This is a genomic window from Streptomyces sp. NBC_00285 (assembly GCF_036174265.1).
Lineage (GTDB): Bacteria > Actinomycetota > Actinomycetes > Streptomycetales > Streptomycetaceae > Streptomyces.
Genome location: NZ_CP108055.1, coordinates 8,001,972 through 8,021,441, shown reverse-complemented (window position 1 = coordinate 8,021,441; position 19,470 = coordinate 8,001,972). Strand labels below are relative to the sequence as shown.

Here is a 19,470-nt window from a genome sequence, read left to right as displayed (position 1 = left end):
CGTTCAGGCCAGTGTCGCGACCAGTACGGCCTTGATCGTGTGCAACCGGTTCTCCGCCTCGTCGAACACGACCGAGTGCGCCGACTCGAACACCTCGTCCGTGACCTCCAGGGACTCAAGGCCGTGGGTCTCGAAGATCTCCTGCCCCACCTTGGTACCGAGGTCATGGAAGGCCGGGAGACAGTGCAGGAACCGGACGTCCGCGTTCCCGGTGGCCCGCAGCACGTCCATGGTCACGGCGTACGGCGACAGGGCCGCGATCCGTTCGTCCCAGACCGTCTTCGGCTCGCCCATGGACACCCAGACATCCGTGGCGACGAAGTCGGCCCCCCGCACCCCCTCCTCCAGCGACTCGGTGAGAGTGACGCGAGCCCCGCTCTCCGCGGCGAGCGCGCGGGCCCGCTCCACGACGTCCTGCGCGGGCCAGTAGGACTTCGGGGCGACGATCCGCACATCCATGCCGAGCAGCGCACCGGTGATCAGGTAGGAGTTGCCCATGTTGAACCGGGCGTCACCGAGGTAGGCGAACGCGATCTCCCGGACCGGCTTCGCGGTGTGCTCGGTCATGGTCAGCACGTCGGCCAGCATCTGCGTGGGGTGCCAGTCGTCGGTGAGCCCGTTGTACACCGGCACCCCGGCATACGCGGCGAGCTCCTCCACCTTGCGCTGGCTGTCCCCGCGGTACTCGATCCCGTCGTACATACGACCGAGCACGCGCGCGGTGTCCCGTACGGACTCCTTGTGCCCCATCTGCGAGCCGGACGGGTCCAGGTACGTCGTCGAGGCCCCCTGGTCCGCCGCCGCGACCTCGAACGCGCAGCGTGTGCGCGTCGAGGTCTTCTCGAAGATCAGCGCGATGTTCTTCCCGCTCAGGTACCGCGTCTCGACCCCCGCCTTCTTGGCGGCCTTCAGCTCGGCCGCCAACTCGATCAGGCCCAGGAACTCCTGCTCGGTGAAGTCGAGCTCCTTGAGGAAGTGGCGCCCGGCGAGGGCGGTGGGGACGGTCGCCATGGGGGCGCTCCAGGGGTACGTGAACAGACGGACCCTTGGAAGTCTATACGAGGCTCGGCATTTATATGCGGTCGACTGTGCGACTGTAGGGTCACACGTTCCCCCGCCACCCCCTCGCCGCCCCCGCCCCCGCCCCCGCCCCCGCCCCCGCCCCCTATACGGCCTCCCGCTCCACCGGACAGCTCATGCAGCGCGGCCCACCCCTCCCTCGCCCCAGTTCGCTGCCCGGGATCTCGATCACCTCGATGCCCTGCTTGCGCAGATGGGTGTTGGTGGTGGCGTTGCGTTCGTAGGCGACGACGACACCCGGCTCCACGGCGAGGACGTTGCAGCCGTCGTCCCACTGCTCGCGCTCGGCCGCGTGCACATCCTGGGTGGCGGTCAGGACACGGATCGCGTCGAGGCCGAGCGCGGCGGCGATCGCGCGGTGCATGTGCTCCGGCGGATGGTCGGTGACCTTGAGCTCCTTGTCGCCGACGCCCGGCTCGATGGTGTAGGAGCGGAGCATGCCGAGTCCGGCGTACTGCGTGAAGGTGTCGCCGTCGACCATCGTCATCACGGTGTCGAGGTGCATGAAGGCCCGCCGCTTCGGCATGTCGAGGGCCACGATCGACTGCGCGGAACCCTCGGCGAACAGCTTGTGCGCGAGCATCTCGACGGCCTGGGGCGTGGTCCGCTCGCTCATGCCGATGAGGACGGCGCCGTTGCCGATGACGAGGACGTCCCCGCCCTCGATGGTGGAGGGGTAGTCGGCCTGCCCCTCCGACCAGATGTGGAACGTCTCGTCACGGAAGAGCGGATGGTGCCGGTAGATCGCCTCGAAGTGGACCGTCTCGCGCTGCCGGGCCGGCCAGCGCATGGCGTTGACCGAGACGCCGTCATAGATCCAGGCCGAGGTGTCGCGGGTGAAGAGGTGGTTGGGCAGGGGGGCGAGGAGGAAGTCGTCGAGGTCCATGACGTGGAAGCGCACGGAGGTCGGTTCCGGGTGCGCTTCCAGGAACTCCCGCTTGGTCATGCCGCCGACGAGGGCCTCCGCGAGCTCCCCGGCGGGCAGCGCCTCGAAGGAGGCCCGGAGATGGTCGGTGGCCAGCGGGCCGTACTCCTTCTCGTCGAAGACGCGGTCCAGGACGAGGGACCGGGCCGCCGGAACCTCCAGCGCCTCGGTGAGCAGGTCGCCGAAGAGATGGACGGCCACGCCCCGGTCGCGCAGCACGTCGGCGAACCCGTCGTGCTCGACGCGCGCCCGGCGCACCCACAGCACGTCGTCGAAGAGCAGTGCGTCCTTGTTGCTCGGGGTGAGCCTCTTGAGCTCGAGATCCGGCCGGTGAAGGATGACGCGGCGCAGCCGCCCGGTCTCGGAGTCGACATGGAATCCCATGTCCCCATCCTGACCAACGGAAGGCGTGTTGACCCCTCGATCCGACCGGATTCCCCTTTGTCGTCCTCTTGACGATAAACGGGACGGCCGGTTATCGTCTTCTAGACGAAAAGAGGGAGTTCGATGGCCGACATCACCCGGCGCCTCGGCTGGCGCCACCTGCGCGGCGCACCCACGGCGCACATCCGGCACCACCGCGGCGGCACACTGCTGCACGACGGCCCCGGACTCAGCTTCTGGTTCCGCGCACTGACCGCCGCACTCTCCGAAGTGCCGGTCGACGACCGCGAGTTGGCCATGACGTTCCATGCCCGTACATCCGACTTCCAGGACGTGGCGGTGCAGGCGACGGTGACCTACCGGATCGGCGACCCGGCGCTGGCCGCCGCCCGGCTGGACTTCTCGATCGACCCCGACACCGGGGTGTGGCGGGGCGCCCCGCTGGAGCAGCTCGGCTCGCTCCTGACGGAGACGGCCCAGCAGCACGCGCTGGACGTCCTGGCCCGTACGCCCCTGTCGTCGGCGCTGGTCGACGGTGTGGCCGCGGTGCGCGAACGGATCACGGCGGGGCTCGATGCCGAGCCGCGACTGCCGGCCACCGGCATCGAGGTGGTCGCCGTACGCGTGATGGCGGTGCGCCCCGAACCGGAGGTCGAGCGGGCGCTGCGCACCCCGGCCCGCGAACAGATCCAGCAGGAGGCGGACCGGGCGACCTACGAGCGGCGCGCCGTGGCTGTCGAGCGGGAACGGGCCATCGCCGAGAACGAACTGGACAGCCAGATCGAACTCGCCCGCCGGGAGGAGCAGTTGGTGGAGCAGCGCGGCACCAACACCCGCCGGGAGGCCGAGGAGCACGCGGCCGCGGACGCGGTACGGGCGGAGGCGGAGGCGAAGCGTTCGGTACGGCTGGCGCGGGCCGAGGCCGAGGGGGCACGCGAGGTGGGTGACGCGAAGGCGCAGGCACAGGCCGCCTGGCTGCGGGTGCACGCCGACGTCGACGTCGCCACGCTGCACGCCCTCACCGGGACCCGGTTCGCGGAGAACCTGCCGCACATCGACAGCCTGACGATCTCGCCGGATGTGCTGACGGGGCTGCTGGCCAAGCTGGGCGCGCGGGAGCCGGAGTGAGCCTCGCACCGCGAGCCGTTCTGGTCCACCGCACCACGGAGTACGAGGAGTTGGTGTCCCACCACGGCACCCACGGGCAGGCCGCCTTCTTCCTCTCCTCCCGGGGCCGGGACATCGAGGAGGTCGCCGAACGCCACCACCGCGCCCGTCGGGCCATCGCCGAAGTGACCGCGGCGATTCCGCTGACCTGGCGTCAGGCGCGGGTGGAGCGGGCGGATCTGGACCGTTTCCTGTTCGCGCCGGAGGACGTCGTCGTGGTGGTCGGACAGGACGGTCTGGTCGCGAACGTGGCCAAGTACCTGTCCGGGCAACCGGTGTTGGGCATCGACACGGAACCCGGCCGGAACCCCGGCATCCTGGTGCGCCACCGCCCCGCGCAGGCCGCCGCGCTGCTCCGGGCGGCGGCCCTCGGCACCGCGGCGGACGAACTCACCATGGTCGAAGCCGTCGCCGACGACACCCAGCGACTCGTCGCACTGAACGAGATCTACCTGGGTGCCGCCGGACACCAGACGGCCAGATACCGCCTGGGCCTGGAGGGCGACGGGGGTGTCGTCGAGGCCCAGGCTTCCTCCGGGGTGCTGGTGGGGACGGGCACCGGAGCCACGGGCTGGGTCCGGTCGGTGTGGCAGGAACGGGGCGGCGGCCTGCGGCTGCCGGGTCCGACGGAGGACCGCCTGCTGTGGTTCGTCCGCGAGGCCTGGCCGTCCCCGGTCACCGGGACCTCCCTGACCGCGGGCGAACTCCCCGCCCCCAGCCGCCTCCGCCTCACCGTCGAGTCCGAACGGCTCATCGCCTTCGGCGACGGGATGGAGACGGACGCGGTGGAACTGACCTGGGGACAGACGGTGGACGTGGGGATCTGCCGGGAGCGGTTGCGGTTGGTGGGGTGAGAGCGGCGGAGGCCGCGGCCCGGGGGACGCCGATGGAGCGCCACCCCGGACCGTGGCCTCACAACCACCGATCCACTGGCTCACAACCGCGGGTCCACCGGCTCCGATTCCAGTGCCAGCACCCCGAACACCGCCTCGTGCACCCGCCACAGCGGCTCGCCCTCGGCGAGGCGGTCCAGGGCCTCCAGGCCGAGCGCGTACTCGCGGATCGCGAGGGAGCGCTTGTGGTTGAGGAACCTCTTGCGCAGCCGGTCGAGGTTCTCCGGCCGGGTGTACTCGGGGCCGTAGATGATCCTCAGGTACTCCCGGCCCCGGCACTTGATGCCGGGCTGCACCAGACGTCCCTCCGTGCTGCGGACCACCGCGCCGAGCGGCTTGACGACCATGCCCTCACCACCGCGGCCGGTCATCTCCAGCCACCAGTCGACACCCGCCCGCACCGACTCCGGGTCACCGGTGTCGACGTAGAGGCGTCGGGTGGTCTGGAGCAGGCCGGTGCCGTCGTGCTCCACCAGGCGGTCCAGCAGGGCCAGTTGCTCGTCGTGCGGGAGCGCGGCGAGGCTGCGGCCCTGGACCGCGAGGATCTGGAACGGTGCCAGGCGGACGCCGTCGAGGCCGTCGGTGATCCAGCAGTAGCGGCGGTACGCGTCGGTGAACGCGCCTGCCGCATCGGCCCGTTCACGCTGGCGGGCCAGCAGATCACTCACGTCGACGCCCCGGTCCGCCGCACCCCGCAGCGCGGCCAGCGCGCCCGGGAACACCGCGCCGGACGCGGCACCGACGGCGGCGTACTGCGACCGCAGCAGGCCGGAGGCCTTCAGCGACCACGGCATCAGCTCGGCGTCCAACAGCAACCAGTCCGTGTCGAGTTCGGCCCACAGACCGGCCTCACCGATCGCCGTCCGCAGCCGGTCGAGGATCGTCTCCGTCACCGACTCGTCGTCGAAGAACGGACGGCCGGTGCGCGTGTACAGCGAGCCGGTCGGGCCGTCCACCCCGAAGCGCCTGCGGGCCGCCTCCGCGTCCCTGCACACCAGGGCCACCGCCCGCGAGCCCATGTGCTTCTCCTCGCACACGACCCGCACGACACCGTCCTCGGCGTACTGCGCGAACGCCTGAGCCGGGTGCTCCAGAAAGCCCTCGACATGACTGGTCGCGGTGGGCGCCATCGTCGGCGGAAGGTACGGCAGCAGCCGCGGGTCCACCGCGAAGCGGCTCATGACCTCCAGGGCCGCCGCCGCGTTCTCCTCGCGGACCGCGACCCGGCCCGCGAGCCGGGTCTCCACGGCCCTGCGGCCGTGCACGTCGGCCAGGTCGAGCGGCCGGCCGTCGTGCCCGCCGGGCGCCTCCGACTTCAGCGGCTTGACCGGCTCGTACCAGACCCGTTCAGCCGGTACGTCGACCAGTTCCCGCTCCGGCCAGCGCAGCGCCGTGAGCTTGCCGCCGAAGACGGCACCGGTGTCGAGGCAGATGGTGTTGTTGAGCCAGGTCGCCTCCGGGACCGGGGTGTGGCCGTAGACGACCGCGGCCCGCCCCCGGTAGTCCTCCGCCCACGGGTAGCGCACCGGCAGCCCGAACTCGTCGGTCTCACCTGTGGTGTCGCCGTACAGCGCGTGCGAGCGGACCCGGCCGGAGGTACGGCCGTGGTACTTCTCCGGCAGACCGGCGTGGCACACGACCAGGCGGCCGCCGTCGAGGACGTAGTGGCTGACGAGGCCGTCGATGAACTCCCGCACCTCGGCCCGGAACTCGTCCGACACCGACTCCATCTGCTCGATGGTCTCGGCCAGGCCGTGGGTGTGCTGGACCTTGCGGCCCTTCAGGTGACGGCCGTACTTGTTCTCGTGGTTGCCCGGCACGCACAGCGCGTTGCCCGACTTGACCATCGACATCACGCGGCGCAGCACACCGGGGCTGTCCGGGCCGCGGTCGACGAGGTCGCCGACGAAGACCGCGGTACGGCCCTCGGGGTGGACGCCGTCGGCGTAGCCCAACTTGCCCAGCAGAACCTCCAGTTCGGCGGCACAGCCGTGGATGTCGCCGACGATGTCGAAGGGGCCGGTGAGATGGGTCAGGTCGTTGAAGCGCTTCTCGGTGACGACGGTGGCGTTCTCCACGTCCGCCACCCCGCGCAGGACGTGCACCTTGCGGAAGCCCTCGCGCTCCAAGTGCCGCACGGAGCGCCTCAGTTCGCGGATGTGGCGCTTGATGACCCGGATCGGCATGTCGGCCCGGTCGGTACGGTCCGCGTTGCGCGCGGCGCACACCTCCTCGGGCACGTCGAGCACGATGGCGATCGGCAGGACGTCGTACTGCTTCGCCAGCTCGATCAGCTGGCGTCGGCTGTCCTGCTGCACGCTGGTCGCGTCGACGACCGTGCGGCGGCCGGCGGCCAGGCGCTTGCCCGCGATGTAGTGCAGGACGTCGAAGGCGTCCCTGGTCGCGCCCTGGTCGTTCTCGTCGTCGGAGACCAGACCCCTGCAGAAGTCCGAGGAGATGACCTCGGTCGGCTTGAAGTGCCGTCGGGCGAACGTGGACTTGCCCGAGCCGGAGGCGCCCACGAGGACGACGAGGGAGAGGTCGGTGACGGGGAGCACCCGTCCCTTGGTCGGTGTCTCACTCATGCGGCCTTCGCCTCCCTCTCGGTCTTCTGCGACTTCTCGGTCTTCATGGCGAACGTGGCCATCTGTGTGGGCGGTCCCACCTCGGGGTCGTCAGGCCCCACCGGTGTGAACTCCACGTCGTACCCGTGCCGTTCGGCCACCGCCGACGCCCACGCCCGGAACTCCGCGCGCGTCCACTCGAAGCGGTGGTCACCGTGCCGGACATGCCCGGCCGGGAGGCTCTCCCAGCGGACGTTGTACTCGACGTTCGGGGTGGTCACCAGGACCGTCCGGGGGCGGGCCGCGCCGAACACCGCGTACTCCAGGGCGGGCAGCCGGGGCAGGTCCAGGTGCTCGATGACCTCGCTGAGCACGGCGGCGTCGTACCCCTTGAGCCGCTTGTCGGTGTAGGCCAGCGAGCCCTGGAAGAGCTGGACGCGGGAGGCCATCCGCTCCCCCATGCGGTCCAGCTTCAGCCGACGGGAGGCGATGGTGAGCGCCCGCACCGACACGTCGACGCCGACGATCTCGGTGAACTTCGGGTCCCTGAGCAATGCCTGCACCAACTGGCCCTGTCCGCAGCCGAGATCGAGGACACGGGCGGCACCGGAGGCACGCAGGGCCTCGATGATCGCGTCACGTCGCTGCACGGCGAGCGGGGTGGGCCTCTCCTCTGTCTCGGTCTCCGCCTCGACGGCGTTGTCGATGTCCTCGACCTCGCTGTCGTCGGTCTCGGCGAGCCGCACCAGTTCGAGGCGTTCCATCGCCTCGCGCGTCAGCGACCAGCGTCGGGACAGGTAACGGCTGGTGATCAGCTTCTGCTCCGGGTGCTCGGGCAGCCAGCCCTCACCGGCCCTGAGCAGCTTGTCGACCTCGTCGGGGGACACCCAGTAGTGCTTGGCGTCGTCGAGGACCGGCAGGAGGACGTACAGATGACGCAGCGCCTCGGCGACGGTGAGCTGCGTGGACTCCAGTTCAAGGCGGACGTAGCGCGAGTCGCCCCACTGCGGGAACTCGGTGTCCAGCGCGACCGGTTCGGCGCTCACCGTCCAGCCGAGCGGCTCGAAGAGCCGTCGTACGAGTTCCGGACCACCGCGGGCCGGGAGCGCCGGCACCTCGATACGCAACGGCCTCGCCTGCCCCGGGAGTTCGGGTCGGGCGCTGCACACCCCGCGCATCGCACTGGAGAACACCGCGCTCAGCGCCACCGCGAGCAGCGAAGAGGCCGCGTACGGGCGGTCATTGACGTACTGCGCGAGTGCCGCGTCGGGGGCGCCACCGCGGCCCTTGCCCTTGCCGCGCCTGACCAGCGCCACCGCATCGACCTCCAGCAACAGCGCGGCCGTGCAGCGCTGTTCGTCCGCATCGGGATACAGGACGTGCGCTGTGCCGTAGGACGTGGAGAACGCCTGCGCCTTCCCGGGGTGCTTGTGCAGCAGGAAGCCGAGATCGGTGGCTGGGCGCTCGGGGGTGCCGGTGGTGGTGAGGGTCAGGAACACGGTGACTGGCCTCAGAACGGTGGGAGTACGGGTCTGAACTGCGAATACGCACACCGTACCGACCGGGCATCGCCGGCACCCGGGGTTTTTCATCAGGGCTGACCCCCGTCGTACCGCAGTACGTGGCGGTGGGCCACGAGCCGTGACGGCACCTCCGGCGGATCGGAGCACACACACGGCTCGACCCGCCGGACGGTGAACCGGTCACCGTCACCGTCGCGGTAGGTGCGTTACGACAGCTGCGACTGGACCTGGGCGGAGATCAGCTCCAGGTGGTCCAGGTCGTCGAGGTCGAGAACCTGGAGGTAGACGCGGCGCGAGCCCACGGCGGCGTAGCGGCCGATCTTGTCGACGACTTCGGCGGGGGTGCCGGCCAGGCCGTTGGTCTTGAGATCGTCGACCTCGCGGCCGATCGCCGCGGCGCGGCGGGCGACCTCCTGGTCGTCCTTGCCGACGCAGACGACGAGGACGTTGGAGAAGGTGATCGCGTCGGCCGCGCGGCCCGCCTCCTGAGCGGCGGCCCGGACCCGGCCGAACTGCGTCTCGCTGTCCTCGGGCGTGCCGAACGGCATATTGAACTCATCGGCGTAGCGGGCTGCCAGCCGCGGGGTGCGGGTCGCGCCCTGGCCGCCGATCAGCACGGGGATCCTGCTCTGCGCGGGCTTGGGCAGTGCGGGTGACTTCGTGAGGTCGTAGTGCTTGCCGTGGAAGTCGAAGGTCTCCCCGGGCTCGGTGGCCCACAGACCGGTGACGATCTCCAGTTGCTCCTCCAGGCGGGGGAACTTCTCCTTCGGGAACGGGATGCCGTACGCCGCGTGCTCCTCCTCGAACCAGCCTGCGCCCAGGCCCAGTTCGACGCGGCCGCCGGACATCTGGTCGACCTGGGCGACCTGGATGGCGAGGACGCCGGGCAGCCGGAAGGTGGCGGCGGTCATCAGGGTGCCGAGGCGTATGCGCTTGGTCTCGCGGGCCAGGCCGGCGAGGGTGATCCAGGCGTCGGTGGGGCCGGGGAGGCCGTCGGCGTCGCCCATCCTGAGGTAGTGGTCGGAGCGGAAGAAGGCGTCGAAACCGAGATCCTCGGTGGCCTTGGCGACGGTGAGGAGGGTGTCGTAGCTCGCGCCCTGCTGGGGCTCGGTGAAGATGCGGAGATCCATGTCTCCATCCTGCACGCAGGAGTGCGCCGTGGCCTCAGCAGCCCCTGTGACCTCAGTGGTCCCCGGGCGGGTGAAAATGCGTCAACGGCGTGCGGGAGGGGTGACCATGCCAGTGACCGGGCCCTTTGGTGATCGTTGGCTCGGGCGGAGCCGGCTTGTCGTCGCCGGTGCGTCATCCGTTACCCGCGTCGGCCCCGCCGTCCGGGTACTTGGGCCGAGGAGGCCGTCATGTCCGAGGAAACCGTGTCGCTGGCTGGGCAGCCGAAGGGGTTGCTGCAGCAGATGGAGGAGTTGATGGCGTCGCTGAACGCGGATCTTTCGGCACTGGACGCGGATCTTCAGTCGGCCGGAGGTTCGGCGGGCCGGGGCGTCGGCGAGGAAGAGGCCGTCTGAGGGTTCGGTCACCCCGGGGAGGCCGGGACGCGGGCGAGGTCCGCTCACCGGCGCCGGCGGGTGCGGGCCTATGAAGGTCCGCCGGGTGCGGGCCCGTGAGGGTCAGCCAGGTGCGGCCCGGTGGGGGCCGCCGGGTGCAGGCCGATGAGGAGCCGCCGGGTGCGGGCCTATGAAGGCCCGCCGGGTACAGCCCCGTGAAGGTCAGCCAGGTGCGGCCCGATGGGGGCCGCCGGGTGCAGGCCGATGAGGAGCCCCCAGGCGCGGGCCGGTGAAGGTCCGCCGGGTGCGGGCCGGTGGGGGCTGGTCGCGCAGTTCCCCGCGCCCCTGAGTGGGTGCAGTCGGAGCGTGCCCAGCTGTGCCCAGTCAGGGGCGCGGGGCTGTGGCATGAGTGGCTCCGCCGCGGGGCTCGGCCGGCATCCACCGAACCCGCGACTGAGAGCTCACCCTCCCTCCCGCCAGGCCCAGGCCCTCCGGCCAGGCCCGCGGCCGAACACTCACCCCACCCCCCGCCAAGCCCGTAGCCGACAACTCACCCCACCCCCCGCCAGGCCCGTGGCCGACAACTCACCCCGCCTCCCGCTCCACCGCCACCTCCCCCCGGTCCGCAAGTCTTCGCAGCATCTCCAGCACCCGGTCCCGAGACTCGTCCGCCGCGTCGATCGCCTCCATGCACTGCCAGTACGTCGTCTCGTCGTCCGCGGCGCAGGCGAGAGAGACCAGGGCGATGCCCACCTCGCCGAGGAGGCCGCCGAGGCAGAGCAGTGCCTGGCGGGCGTCGCCCAGGTCGGTGAGCTGCGCGGCCCGCAACTCCGCCAAGGCGATGTCGGGGCGGTCCAGGACACCGCAGCCGCGGCCCGCGAGTTCGGTCAACCCGAGGGCCTCGCCGCGGAGTTCCGGTGGTCCGGCGACCGCGAGGCGACTCCCTATCGCCTGGGCCAGAGCCTGCGCCTGCCACACCTCGGCCATGACCTGAGGCGCCTCGCCGCCCCCGGCCAGGGCACGCCTGCTCGTCACGATGAGCCGCACCGCGTCCATCGGCTGCCCCCGTCTGTCGCGACGCGCCCCCGGCACGTCCGCCCGAACTCCCTTGTCCACTACCCAGAGTGAGGTCGCTCGGAACGAAAAGCCAGAGGTAGACGGAAATTTGTGGACACCAAATCGATTTCGGACCACCGTCTCATCACGGAGAGTGAAAGAGGACTGGACCACTCCTCACGGAGCCGGAAACCTCCGCTCGTTCCGGTCGATCTTCGCGTCCAGCGCCGCCAACGGATCGACGCCGAGCGCCCCGCACAGCTGGAGCAGATACGCGAGCACGTCGGCGACCTCGTCCTTGACGCGGTGCGCGGTGTCGGGGTCGTCCATGACCCGCGCCGACTCCTCGGGCGTCAACCATTGGAAGATCTCGACCAGTTCGGAGGCCTCCACGCTGAGCGCGGCGACGAGGTTCTTGGGGGTGTGGTAGGGCTGCCAGTTGCGGGCCGCCGCGAACTCGGCCAGCCTGCGCTGCAGTTTCGCCACGTCAAGAGGTTCTGTCACGGCACCAGGTGTACCACCGTGACGCCCTCCGTCCCGGCCGCCCAGGAGGCGTCGCTCACCGCGCCGACGAGCCGGATGTGCCCGCGCTCGCACATCCGCACTGCCAGCCGCAGCAGTTCGGCCCGCTGCCGTACGTCCAGTCCGCGGTCGAGGTTGTCGGCGAGCACGGTGAGCGTCTGCATCGCCGCGGGCACTTCGCCGGCCGGGTCGACCTCCAGCACGCCGGGTCCGGTGAGCAGCACCAGCGCGAGGGCGAGGTACCTCAACTCGCCGTCGCCGAGCCGCTTCAGCTCCGTACGGCTGCCGTCGCCGCGGTCGAGCAGCGCCCGGACCGTGCCGGTGAGCAGCGGTTCGGCGAGGACGTCGGTGACGGACCCCGCGCACCCGGCGCGCACCGCGGCGACGAGCTGCGCGTGCCGTCGGCCGCACTCCGCGCGGGTGCGCCACAGGACGTCGGCGAGGTTGTCGCAGCCGCCGAGCAGTCGTCCGGAGCCGGCCGGGACGGGCAGGCGCATGCGTCCGGGCCGTGGGTCGCAGCCGAAGACGGAGCGCAGGGCGACGACCATCTGTTCGGCGGCGGCGAGGACGCTCCGCTGCCCGTCCGTCTTGCCGGCCACGCGCAGTGGGAGGAGTGCGGTGCCGAGTCGGTCGTCCGGGAGCGGGGCCCGGGTGACCGGGGCGGCCCCCGCGGTGTGCCAGGCGGCCTGCACGGTCCGGCGGGAGGGGTCGCGCAGGGCGGTCTCCAGGAGGACGACCCCGCCGGAGGTCAACCGCTCGCCCACGATGCGCAGTTCGGGCTCGGCCTGGACGGCGACGTCGAGGCGGACCGGCCCCTCGGGTCCGTCGGCCGTGCAGCCGATCCGGAAGCCGCGGCGGCGTTGCGCGTCGGGGCGGGCCCGGTCCGGGACGCAGGCGACGGGGTCGGGGAACACCTCGGCGAGGCTCGCGCCGCCGCCGAGTCGCGCGAGGGCCTCGTACGCCCTGAGCGCGCTCGTCTTGCCGCCGCCGCTCGGTCCGGCGAACAGCGTCAGCGGCCCGAGCGGTAACCCGGCCTGCCGGTGCGCGGCGTACGCGGACAGCCGGAGTTCGGTGAGACAGGGCCGGCCGGGACGGCGTTCACCGCCCGGTGACTGCTCCGTGAGCGGAGGAGCCGACTGGGCCGGGACGACGGGAGACGTGGCGGACGCCGGGGGCGTGGCGGATGTGGGGGGTACACGCATATCCGGACCGTAGGACTCCGCCGGCGGGCGAACCGTTCCTGCCTCGCGGCCTTCCTACGATCGAGCGAACCGCCGGGGCTCAGGACCCCGGCATCCCCGCGCCTTCCATCAGCCCCGTCACCTCGGTTCCGGCCGGTGTCAGCAGGAACACGTTGCGGTCCACCCGGTGCATCCCGCTCGCCAGTCCGAACACGACGCCCGTACTGAAGTCGAGAACCCGCTTGGCGACGTCCGTCTCGGCGGCGGTGAGGTCGAGCAGGACGGGGATGCCCGCCATGAGTGTCTCGGCGACCTCGCGGGCGTCCGCGAAGACGCTGATCCGCAGGACGACGAAACGGCGCCGGGCCTCGGTCTCCGCCTCCGGTACGGACCGGTGGTCGACCGCTGACGGCCACGCGTCCCGCCCGCGCAGCGGAACGACCTGGGCGAGCCCTTCCCACTGTTCATCGGTGACGTCGTACCTGTTCACCGGTCCCCCGCTCCGACTCGCATTTTTTCCATGCCTGCACCAGCCATTCTTACGCCAAGTCACCCGTTCGGCCCAACAGCGACACGGTGGGCGACGCATCGGCGGACAGATCCGATCCCGCCCACCGTGACGAAAGGGTCTTACCGGGCTCACACCGGACTCTAGGCCTCCGACGGCATGCCCCTCACCGCGTCCGGTTAGCGTCCGATGCCGTGCTCCTGACAGATACCCAGCTGCCGGCACCCGGCCGGCGGACCCAGCCGGCGGTGACCGCAGCCCCGGAACCCCCCACGCAGTGGCATCGCGTCCTGACGCTGCTCGCGGACGTCAGTCTGTTCATCGGCACCCGCGAGGTGTGGACGCAGGCCGCCACCCACCGTCCTGCGGTGGCCATGGTGATCTCCGTCTGCTACGCCTCGATCCTCGTCTGCGGCGTCCTGGCCCTGGTGGTGCGCGGCCGGCGGTCCCTGGCACGCGTGGACCTGTGCGTGCTGGTGACCGGGCTGACGCTCGCCCTGTGCACGTTCGTCCTGTTCCACCGCGGCTCCGACGAGTCCGTCCTCACCGCCCAGGCAGCCCGCGACCTGGTCGCCGGACACGGCGTCTACGGCCACCCCTGGCCCTGGTTGTTCGGCGGCAACGGCATCGCGCTGACCCCGACCGTCACGGGCGGCTACGACTACACGTACGGCTATCCCCCGCTCGCCCCGCTGTTGACCGCGACCCTGCTCCCGCTCGGGCACGGCGGCCTGCCCGCCATAGCGATGAGCACCGGCGCGCTGCTCGTCGGCACGGTCGTGCTGTGGCGGCTGCTGCCCGTGCCGTGGCGTTCGGCGGCGACCATGGCGTGCCTGGGATTCTCGATGATTTCCATGTACGGCAGGCTCGGCTACCCGGCGATCCTGGCGCTGGCCCTGCTGGTGCCGGTGGTGGTGCGCTGGCCCCGGATCGGGCGGGGCGGGCGGCTGGGGGCGGCCGGGGTGGCGCAGGCCGCCTGTCTGGGCGCTGCGTGCGCGGCGCAGCAACTGCCGTGGTTCCTGACGCCGTTCCTCATCGCCGGGATCTACGCCGTGCGGCGCGGGGAGCTCGGCGCGCGGGCGGCGAGCCTGGTGGTACTGCGACTCGCCGGGGTCGCCACCACCGTATGGCTGCTGATCAACACGTATTTCATCGTGAGCCAGCCGGTCGCGTGGTTCAAGGGGATCGCGCTGCCGTTGGTCCAGGGTGCGGTGCTGCACGGCCAGGGCCTGGTGGGTGTGTCGCTGTATCTCACGGACGGCAGCGACCGGCTCGACTGGTACGGGTACGCGAGCCTGCTGCTGCTCGCCGGTCTGCTGGCGCTGTCCGTGCTGTTCGTGCGCCGACTGGGCCCGGCGGTGACCGTGCTGCCGTGGCTGGCCTTCTATCTGGCGACCCGTTCACAGGACGGTTACTACCTGATGATGACGCCGCTGTGGCTCGCGGCGGCCGTCACCGCTCCCGCGTCGGAGTTCGCCGGGGCCTGGCAGCCGTTCACGGCACGGCTCGGTGGCCCGCAGCGGCGCCCCGCTCGGATCGCCGCGGCCGTACTGCTGCTGAGCCCGGCCCTGGCGAGCGCGGCGCTGGCGGCCACCGGCTCACCGCCCCTGCGCATGGAGGTCACCGCGCTGCACCATGACACCCGCACGCTCTCCCGGCTGACCCTCCGCGTCACCAACACCGACGACGACGCCCTCGCCCCGCACTTCACGCTGACGCGGGGCCAGGGCATGTACCCGTATTTCTCGGTCCTGCGGGGGCCGGCCACGCTGGCCGCCCATGCGACGGCGACCTATGAACTGCGGCCGCCCGATGGGGCGTACGCCCTGCCGAAGCCGGGTCAGCGGATCCGGCTCCGGGTGTTCACGTCCTCACCGCAGACGCTGTCGAGCGCCTGGGTCACCTTGCCGACGACCTGACGGGTCAGGCCGCCGACCGCTTGAAGCGGAGCGCGGCGGTGACCGTGGTCAGGCCGCGGATCATGCCCAGCTGGTTCCAGCCGAGGCCGAAGTGGTCGCGGTCCACCGAGAACTCGGCGTTCACCGTGACCGCGTCCGCGCTCGCCTCGCCGAGCCGCCCGGTGAAGGACTGGGGGCGACTGATGCCGCGCACGGTGAGCTGGCCGATCACATGCACCTGGTCGCCGTCCCGGAGCTCGGCGCTGCGCACCGCGAAGGTGATCTCGGGGTGGTTCGCGACGTCGAAGAAGTCGGCCCCGCGCAGGTGCTCGTCGCGCTTGGCGTTCTTGGTGTCGAGGGAGGCGGCGTCGAGGGTCAGGGTGCCGACGGCGGATCCGTCGGCCCGCACCTCGCCCTGACCGTCCACGGTGGTGAAGGCGCCCTTCACCGTGACCAGGCCCCACATCGTCTTGTGCTTCAGGGCGACGGTGGTGGCGGTCCGGTCGAGCTGCCAGGTTCCGGTTTCGACGGCGACGGTCATGGTCTCTCACTCCTGGGGACGTGCATGGGGACGCGGGACGCGCTCATGGACTGCTGTATCTCTGTAGTCCAAATTTGGATGACATCACGCTAGCCCATACTCCAAATTTGAACAACAGCTACACTTGAATTCATGTCCGACCAGTCCGAATGTCCCTCCCTGTCCGACGGGATCCTGCCGCCCGAGCTGCACGCCTGGATGCTGCTGCTGGCCGCGACGGGCGCCGTGGAACAGGAGCTGCGCTCCGTCGTCAAGGAAGGGCTGGACGTCTCGCACGACGAGTTCCTGGTGCTGTGCCTGCTGGGCGCGCGGCCCGCGGCCGGTGTGCGCATGACGAAGATCGCGGAACTCCTCGGCCGCCCCAAGACCCGGCTCACCTACCAGATCGCCTGCCTCCAGCACGCCGGCCTCGTCACCCGCAAGTCGGTGTGCGGCGACAAGCGGGGCGTCGAGGTGACCCTCACCGAGAAGGGCCGACTCCTGCTGGAGGAGTCCTCCAGCACCCTCGCCGCGACGGTCAAGGAGGCGCTGGCCCGCTTCATGGGGCCCGACCAGCGCATGGCGCTGTGCGCGCTGATGCCGGACCTCGCCGTGGAGGCGAAGCCGGAGTAGTCACCGGGGCGGTTGCGGGCAGATCTACGGCTACAGCTACGGCCGTAACGAACCCGGTGACCGCGCCGGCTCCGAAGGAGTGGGTTCACGGGGATCCGGCCTGCCCGTTCGTGTCGTACGACGGCCTGGCGCACCCCCCGTCGGACACGGCGGCCCCGGTACGCGCGCTGCGCGGGCGGGTCGACGCCGGTCACCGTGTTGCACGCCGAGCGGCACCCTGCCCAGGCGCGCTCAGACCACCAGCTCCATGAGCACCGCCCTGGCCCGCGCCACCCGAGACCGAACCGTCCCCACAGGACAACCGCTCACCGCAGCCGCCTCCTCGTACGACAACCCCAGCATCTGCGTCAGCTCGAACGCCTCACGCCGCTCGTCGGACAACGCGCCGAGCAGATCGAGCAGCGCTATCCCGTCGTCGAAGCCGGGCACACCCCGCGGCTGGGCCCGCTCGGCGGCGGTCTGCCAGTCCGAACCGTCGTACCGGCGGGGCCGTGCGGCCGCGTGCCGGAAGCCGTCGATCACCGCCCGGCGGGCGATGGACAGCAGCCAGGACCGCGCCGAGCAACGCCCCTCGAACCGGTGCAGGCTGCCGAGCGCCCGCAGGAACGTCTCCTGGGCCAGATCGTCCACCGCCTGGGGGTCGGCACTCAGGTAGGAGACATAGCGCAGGACGTCACGGTGCAGGGCGCGCACGAAGTGGTCGACGGCGACGGCGTCACCGGCGCGGGCGGCGAGCGCCCAGGCGGTCGCGGAGGCGTCGGCGGACTCCCGTTTGCTGCGGGGGTCGGCCGGTGCGGGCGGGGCGGAAGTGATCACCAGGTGTCCTCGGGTGAGCCGTGATCCGGGCCACTCCGGCGCACAGGGGTGCGCGGCGGCCCGGTGAGGGGAGACGGCCGTACGGCGACCACATGTGCGGTGAGCACGTGTGCAGTACGCACGTGTGCAGTGAGCACAGGTGCGGTGGGCACAGGTGGGTGTACGACCGGGCCCGAGGCGCGCAGGGGCTGCCTCGGGGTGCCGTCTGTCGTCAGGCGACAGCGGTCCCCGGGGGCGGTCCCCGATGGGTGATCGCGTGGGGGAGAAGGAGAAGCCGCGGCCCCCGCGTCGAACGGGCGCGGCGCACCCGCAGACGCGGGCGGTGCGGGGTGGCGGGCAGGGCGAACAACAGCCTCAGCGGGGCGACCAGCCACCCGGCCACGGCCCGCAGGATGCGGAACGCGGCCCGCTCGCCGTACGCCAGCCAGAGGCCGGTGAGGAGCGCGGCGAGCAGGTGGGCGGCGTACATGCCGAAGGGCAGCCAGTACGAGAGCGCGCCGACACCCGACGAGGTCCCCAACTGAGCCGCGTCCATGGAGTCCACGCCGCTCGTGTGCATGGACTCCATGTGCATCGCGCCCATGTCCTGCCCCGCCGATGTGGGCTGGGCGAGGGAGAACGCCGAGTGGAGGGCCGTCTGGGCGGCGACGACGACGGCCACGATCAGCGGCAGCCCGCGTTCACGGCCGGCCAGACACCAGCCGGCGCACCCGGTCACGACCAGGGCGGCGGCCAGTGTCCAGCCCGGCACATGGGTGCCGGACATGAGGACGTGGCCCAGGGCGGCGAGCAGCACACAGACGGCCGCGAACACCGCGGCCCGTACCGTGCGCGAACCCCACCCTGCTGTCATGGCGCCTCATCCTTCCATCCGGGCACCGGAAGTCACCTGTGGGTACGTAAATCCACAGGTACTTCCTCACTGCGTACGGCGGTTCCGTACGACGGCGAAGGCCCCGGCCGCGAGGCCGAGCACGCCGACGACCAGCCCGGCGACGCCGAGGCCGCGCGCGGTGGAGTCGCTCGCCGACGCCTTGGTGGTGGCGGCCGGGGTCTTCGACGCCTCCTTGGAGGTGGTGACGGACGTGGTGTCGGCCGCCGTGAGTTTGAGGACCGGCGCCGGGTTCTCCGGCTCGTCGTCGCCGGACGCGGCCTCCTCGATCCAGCGGACGATCTTGCCGTCGGAGTAGGTCTGGAGCGTCTTGAAGGACAACTGGGCCGTGTCGTCGGGCAGTTGACCGAAGGCGACGTCGAAGTCCTCGTACTGGCCGGGGCCGATCTTCCCGCCGGTCCAGGTGATCTCGGAGACCGCGTCGGTGATCGTGCCGTCGTCCGTCTTGACCGGCGTCTTGAGTTTGGTGTCGGTGACCTTGGCGGTCCAGCCGTCGTGCGGGGAGACGAGCACGCCCAGCAGGGGGTGGTCGGTCGGCAGGAACAGCTGGACCTTCGTGGTGCTCGCGGTGTCGCTCTCGTCGGGCACGCGGAAAGTCAGCGCGCCGTCGGTGGCGCCCTTGGCGTAGCTGTCCGGGTGGACGGTGACGTGTGCGGAGGCGACGCCCGCTGCGGTGAGGACGGTGGCGGCGGCGAGCGCGCTGCCGAGGCCGGCGCGGCGCAGGAGGGTGTGTGCTGAGGACATGGGTGAGGGATCTCCGTACCGAAGAAAAGGGGTGAGGGGGTCAGAGCGCGTACGGGATCCGGGTGGGTGGTCCGCGTCGGTGGACCGAGTGCCGCAGCAGGAGGCGGCGGAGTGCGTGGGGGTTCTTCTCGGTGACCGGCCGCACGGAGCCCGGCGCGAGGGGCTCGCCATACCCGCGCCACCAGGCCACGAGCCCGGGGACCAGGGCGACGGCCCGGCGCAGGAGCGACCACAGGGCGGCCTCGCCGCGCCGCAGCCACCAGGTCAGCAGGACGGCGGCCGAGACGTGGGCTGCGGTGGCGTGCGGGGTCAGGGCGTGCACATGGGAGTGGGACATGCGCATGCCGTGCATGACCATCACCGTGTGCGGTCGTGCCGCGCCGAAGGCCAGGTGCAGTCCGCCCTGGGAGACGAGGGTCGCCCCGCCGATGGCTCCGAGCGACCGTTCCCGGCCGCCGAGCAGCCAGCCGGCCGCGAACACCGGCACGAATCCGGCGCCCTGGGCCCACACCGGCGGCGCCATCCCGGTAGCCAGCGCGTGTCCTCCGGAAGCCAGCAGCACACAGAGCGCGGCGAACACCGCCGCGCGCAGGCTCCGGACCACAGGGGACGCCCTCATGGCGACAGATACTTGCACGTGTGGGTGGCGCCCCGCCCACTGG

19 protein-coding genes are annotated in these 19,470 nt (G+C 71.4%); 5 read left to right on the top strand and 14 right to left on the bottom strand.

Translation table 11 applies throughout. From position 1 onward, the window contains the following. Positions 1 to 3: 3 nt before the first annotated feature. Entirely contained in the window at positions 4 to 1,011 is a 1,008-nt protein-coding gene (gene argF, locus OHT57_RS36960; RefSeq protein WP_328751111.1) for an ornithine carbamoyltransferase, read from the bottom strand. Between the two features lie 154 nt (positions 1,012 to 1,165). Then, positions 1,166 to 2,389 (bottom strand): arginine deiminase, encoded by a 1,224-nt coding sequence (locus tag OHT57_RS36955; RefSeq protein WP_328751110.1) that lies wholly within the window; start codon positions 2,387 to 2,389, stop codon positions 1,166 to 1,168. Positions 2,390 to 2,512: 123 nt separating this feature from the next. Between OHT57_RS36955 and OHT57_RS36950 the strand changes: the two genes are divergently transcribed. Together OHT57_RS36950 and OHT57_RS36945 are read left to right on the top strand one after the other, a co-directional pair. Then, positions 2,513 to 3,517 (top strand): SPFH domain-containing protein, encoded by a 1,005-nt coding sequence (locus OHT57_RS36950; protein WP_328751109.1) that lies wholly within the window; start codon positions 2,513 to 2,515, stop codon positions 3,515 to 3,517. Beyond that, positions 3,514 to 4,410, top strand: a complete 897-nt coding sequence (locus OHT57_RS36945; protein WP_328751108.1) for a hypothetical protein — start codon at positions 3,514 to 3,516, stop codon at positions 4,408 to 4,410. The genes OHT57_RS36950 and OHT57_RS36945 overlap by 4 nt, the downstream gene beginning before the upstream one ends. Before the next feature lie 80 nt (positions 4,411 to 4,490). Here OHT57_RS36945 and OHT57_RS36940 read toward each other — a convergent pair whose 3' ends face one another. The 3 genes from OHT57_RS36940 to OHT57_RS36930 all read right to left on the bottom strand — a co-directional run bounded on the left by OHT57_RS36940 (position 4,491) and on the right by OHT57_RS36930 (position 9,666). Then, the gene (locus tag OHT57_RS36940) at positions 4,491 to 7,034 is read right to left on the bottom strand and encodes a polynucleotide kinase-phosphatase (RefSeq protein WP_328751107.1); all 2,544 of its coding nucleotides are present in this window, start codon (positions 7,032 to 7,034) and stop codon (positions 4,491 to 4,493) included. Beyond that, positions 7,031 to 8,512 (bottom strand): 3' terminal RNA ribose 2'-O-methyltransferase Hen1, encoded by a 1,482-nt coding sequence (locus OHT57_RS36935; RefSeq protein WP_328751106.1) that lies wholly within the window; start codon positions 8,510 to 8,512, stop codon positions 7,031 to 7,033. Before OHT57_RS36935 ends, OHT57_RS36940 begins: the two co-directional genes overlap by 4 nt. Before the next feature lie 230 nt (positions 8,513 to 8,742). Then, positions 8,743 to 9,666, bottom strand: coding sequence for an LLM class F420-dependent oxidoreductase (locus OHT57_RS36930; RefSeq protein WP_328751105.1), 924 nt, complete (start codon positions 9,664 to 9,666; stop codon positions 8,743 to 8,745). 228 nt (positions 9,667 to 9,894) lie between these two features. On the opposite strand from OHT57_RS36930, the gene OHT57_RS36925 reads away from it, so the two are divergent. Next, positions 9,895 to 10,059: a hypothetical protein gene (locus OHT57_RS36925; protein WP_328751104.1), complete on the top strand. Its 165-nt coding sequence runs from the start codon at positions 9,895 to 9,897 to the stop codon at positions 10,057 to 10,059. Between the two features lie 564 nt (positions 10,060 to 10,623). Here OHT57_RS36925 and OHT57_RS36920 read toward each other — a convergent pair. The 4 genes from OHT57_RS36920 to OHT57_RS36905 form a co-directional block, all read right to left on the bottom strand. After that, positions 10,624 to 11,094 (bottom strand): DUF6099 family protein, encoded by a 471-nt coding sequence (locus OHT57_RS36920; protein ID WP_328751103.1) that lies wholly within the window; start codon positions 11,092 to 11,094, stop codon positions 10,624 to 10,626. Between the two features lie 177 nt (positions 11,095 to 11,271). Further along, positions 11,272 to 11,598, bottom strand: a complete 327-nt coding sequence (locus tag OHT57_RS36915) for a nucleotide pyrophosphohydrolase (protein ID WP_328751102.1) — start codon at positions 11,596 to 11,598, stop codon at positions 11,272 to 11,274. Beyond that, positions 11,595 to 12,818, bottom strand: a complete 1,224-nt coding sequence (locus OHT57_RS36910; RefSeq protein ID WP_328751101.1) for an AAA family ATPase — start codon at positions 12,816 to 12,818, stop codon at positions 11,595 to 11,597. The genes OHT57_RS36915 and OHT57_RS36910 overlap by 4 nt, the downstream gene beginning before the upstream one ends. A gap of 79 nt (positions 12,819 to 12,897) precedes the next feature. Next, positions 12,898 to 13,287 carry a cell division protein SepF gene (locus tag OHT57_RS36905; RefSeq protein ID WP_328751100.1) on the bottom strand — a complete coding sequence of 130 codons (390 nt, stop codon included), beginning with the start codon at positions 13,285 to 13,287 and terminating at the stop codon, positions 12,898 to 12,900. Positions 13,288 to 13,499: 212 nt separating this feature from the next. Here OHT57_RS36905 and OHT57_RS36900 point away from each other — a divergent pair, with 212 nt between their 5' ends. Then, positions 13,500 to 15,224, top strand: coding sequence for a hypothetical protein (locus OHT57_RS36900; RefSeq protein WP_328751099.1), 1,725 nt, complete (start codon positions 13,500 to 13,502; stop codon positions 15,222 to 15,224). 4 nt (positions 15,225 to 15,228) lie between these two features. Here OHT57_RS36900 and OHT57_RS36895 read toward each other — a convergent pair whose 3' ends face one another. Then, positions 15,229 to 15,744, bottom strand: a complete 516-nt coding sequence (locus OHT57_RS36895; protein ID WP_328751098.1) for a YceI family protein — start codon at positions 15,742 to 15,744, stop codon at positions 15,229 to 15,231. Between the two features lie 132 nt (positions 15,745 to 15,876). Between OHT57_RS36895 and OHT57_RS36890 the strand changes: the two genes are divergently transcribed. Beyond that, the gene (locus OHT57_RS36890; RefSeq protein WP_328751097.1) at positions 15,877 to 16,356 is read left to right on the top strand and encodes a MarR family winged helix-turn-helix transcriptional regulator; all 480 of its coding nucleotides are present in this window, start codon (positions 15,877 to 15,879) and stop codon (positions 16,354 to 16,356) included. A gap of 231 nt (positions 16,357 to 16,587) precedes the next feature. Here OHT57_RS36890 and OHT57_RS36885 read toward each other — a convergent pair whose 3' ends face one another. The 4 genes from OHT57_RS36885 to OHT57_RS36870 all read right to left on the bottom strand — a co-directional run bounded on the left by OHT57_RS36885 (position 16,588) and on the right by OHT57_RS36870 (position 19,427). Further along, positions 16,588 to 17,172: a sigma-70 family RNA polymerase sigma factor gene (locus OHT57_RS36885; protein ID WP_328751096.1), complete on the bottom strand. Its 585-nt coding sequence runs from the start codon at positions 17,170 to 17,172 to the stop codon at positions 16,588 to 16,590. Positions 17,173 to 17,383: 211 nt separating this feature from the next. After that, positions 17,384 to 18,025 carry a hypothetical protein gene (locus tag OHT57_RS36880; protein WP_328751095.1) on the bottom strand — a complete coding sequence of 214 codons (642 nt, stop codon included), beginning with the start codon at positions 18,023 to 18,025 and terminating at the stop codon, positions 17,384 to 17,386. A gap of 66 nt (positions 18,026 to 18,091) precedes the next feature. After that, a complete protein-coding gene (locus tag OHT57_RS36875) occupies positions 18,092 to 18,808 on the bottom strand; it encodes a YcnI family copper-binding membrane protein (protein ID WP_328751094.1) in 717 nt (238 codons plus the stop codon). Between the two features lie 40 nt (positions 18,809 to 18,848). Continuing rightward, entirely contained in the window at positions 18,849 to 19,427 is a 579-nt protein-coding gene (locus OHT57_RS36870) for a hypothetical protein (protein WP_328751093.1), read from the bottom strand. Between the last annotated feature and the right edge of the window lie 43 nt (positions 19,428 to 19,470).

What these genes read in the sequence shown, in the direction of transcription:
- OHT57_RS36920 (WP_328751103.1), bottom strand. Translation starts at nt 11,094, where the DNA reads ATGGACGCGGTGCGGCTCATCGTGACGAGCAGGCGTGCCCTGGCCGGG.
- OHT57_RS36925 (WP_328751104.1), top strand. Translation starts at nt 9,895, where the DNA reads ATGTCCGAGGAAACCGTGTCGCTGGCTGGGCAGCCGAAGGGGTTGCTG.
- OHT57_RS36895 (WP_328751098.1), bottom strand. Translation starts at nt 15,744, where the DNA reads ATGACCGTCGCCGTCGAAACCGGAACCTGGCAGCTCGACCGGACCGCC.
- OHT57_RS36870 (WP_328751093.1), bottom strand. Translation starts at nt 19,427, where the DNA reads ATGAGGGCGTCCCCTGTGGTCCGGAGCCTGCGCGCGGCGGTGTTCGCC.
- OHT57_RS36930 (WP_328751105.1), bottom strand. Translation starts at nt 9,666, where the DNA reads ATGGATCTCCGCATCTTCACCGAGCCCCAGCAGGGCGCGAGCTACGAC.
- OHT57_RS36875 (WP_328751094.1), bottom strand. Translation starts at nt 18,808, where the DNA reads ATGTCCTCAGCACACACCCTCCTGCGCCGCGCCGGCCTCGGCAGCGCG.
- OHT57_RS36880 (WP_328751095.1), bottom strand. Translation starts at nt 18,025, where the DNA reads ATGACAGCAGGGTGGGGTTCGCGCACGGTACGGGCCGCGGTGTTCGCG.
- OHT57_RS36955 (WP_328751110.1), bottom strand. Translation starts at nt 2,389, where the DNA reads ATGGGATTCCATGTCGACTCCGAGACCGGGCGGCTGCGCCGCGTCATC.
- OHT57_RS36890 (WP_328751097.1), top strand. Translation starts at nt 15,877, where the DNA reads ATGTCCGACCAGTCCGAATGTCCCTCCCTGTCCGACGGGATCCTGCCG.
- OHT57_RS36950 (WP_328751109.1), top strand. Translation starts at nt 2,513, where the DNA reads ATGGCCGACATCACCCGGCGCCTCGGCTGGCGCCACCTGCGCGGCGCA.
- argF (WP_328751111.1), bottom strand. Translation starts at nt 1,011, where the DNA reads ATGGCGACCGTCCCCACCGCCCTCGCCGGGCGCCACTTCCTCAAGGAG.
- OHT57_RS36940 (WP_328751107.1), bottom strand. Translation starts at nt 7,034, where the DNA reads ATGAGTGAGACACCGACCAAGGGACGGGTGCTCCCCGTCACCGACCTC.
- OHT57_RS36910 (WP_328751101.1), bottom strand. Translation starts at nt 12,818, where the DNA reads ATGCGTGTACCCCCCACATCCGCCACGCCCCCGGCGTCCGCCACGTCT.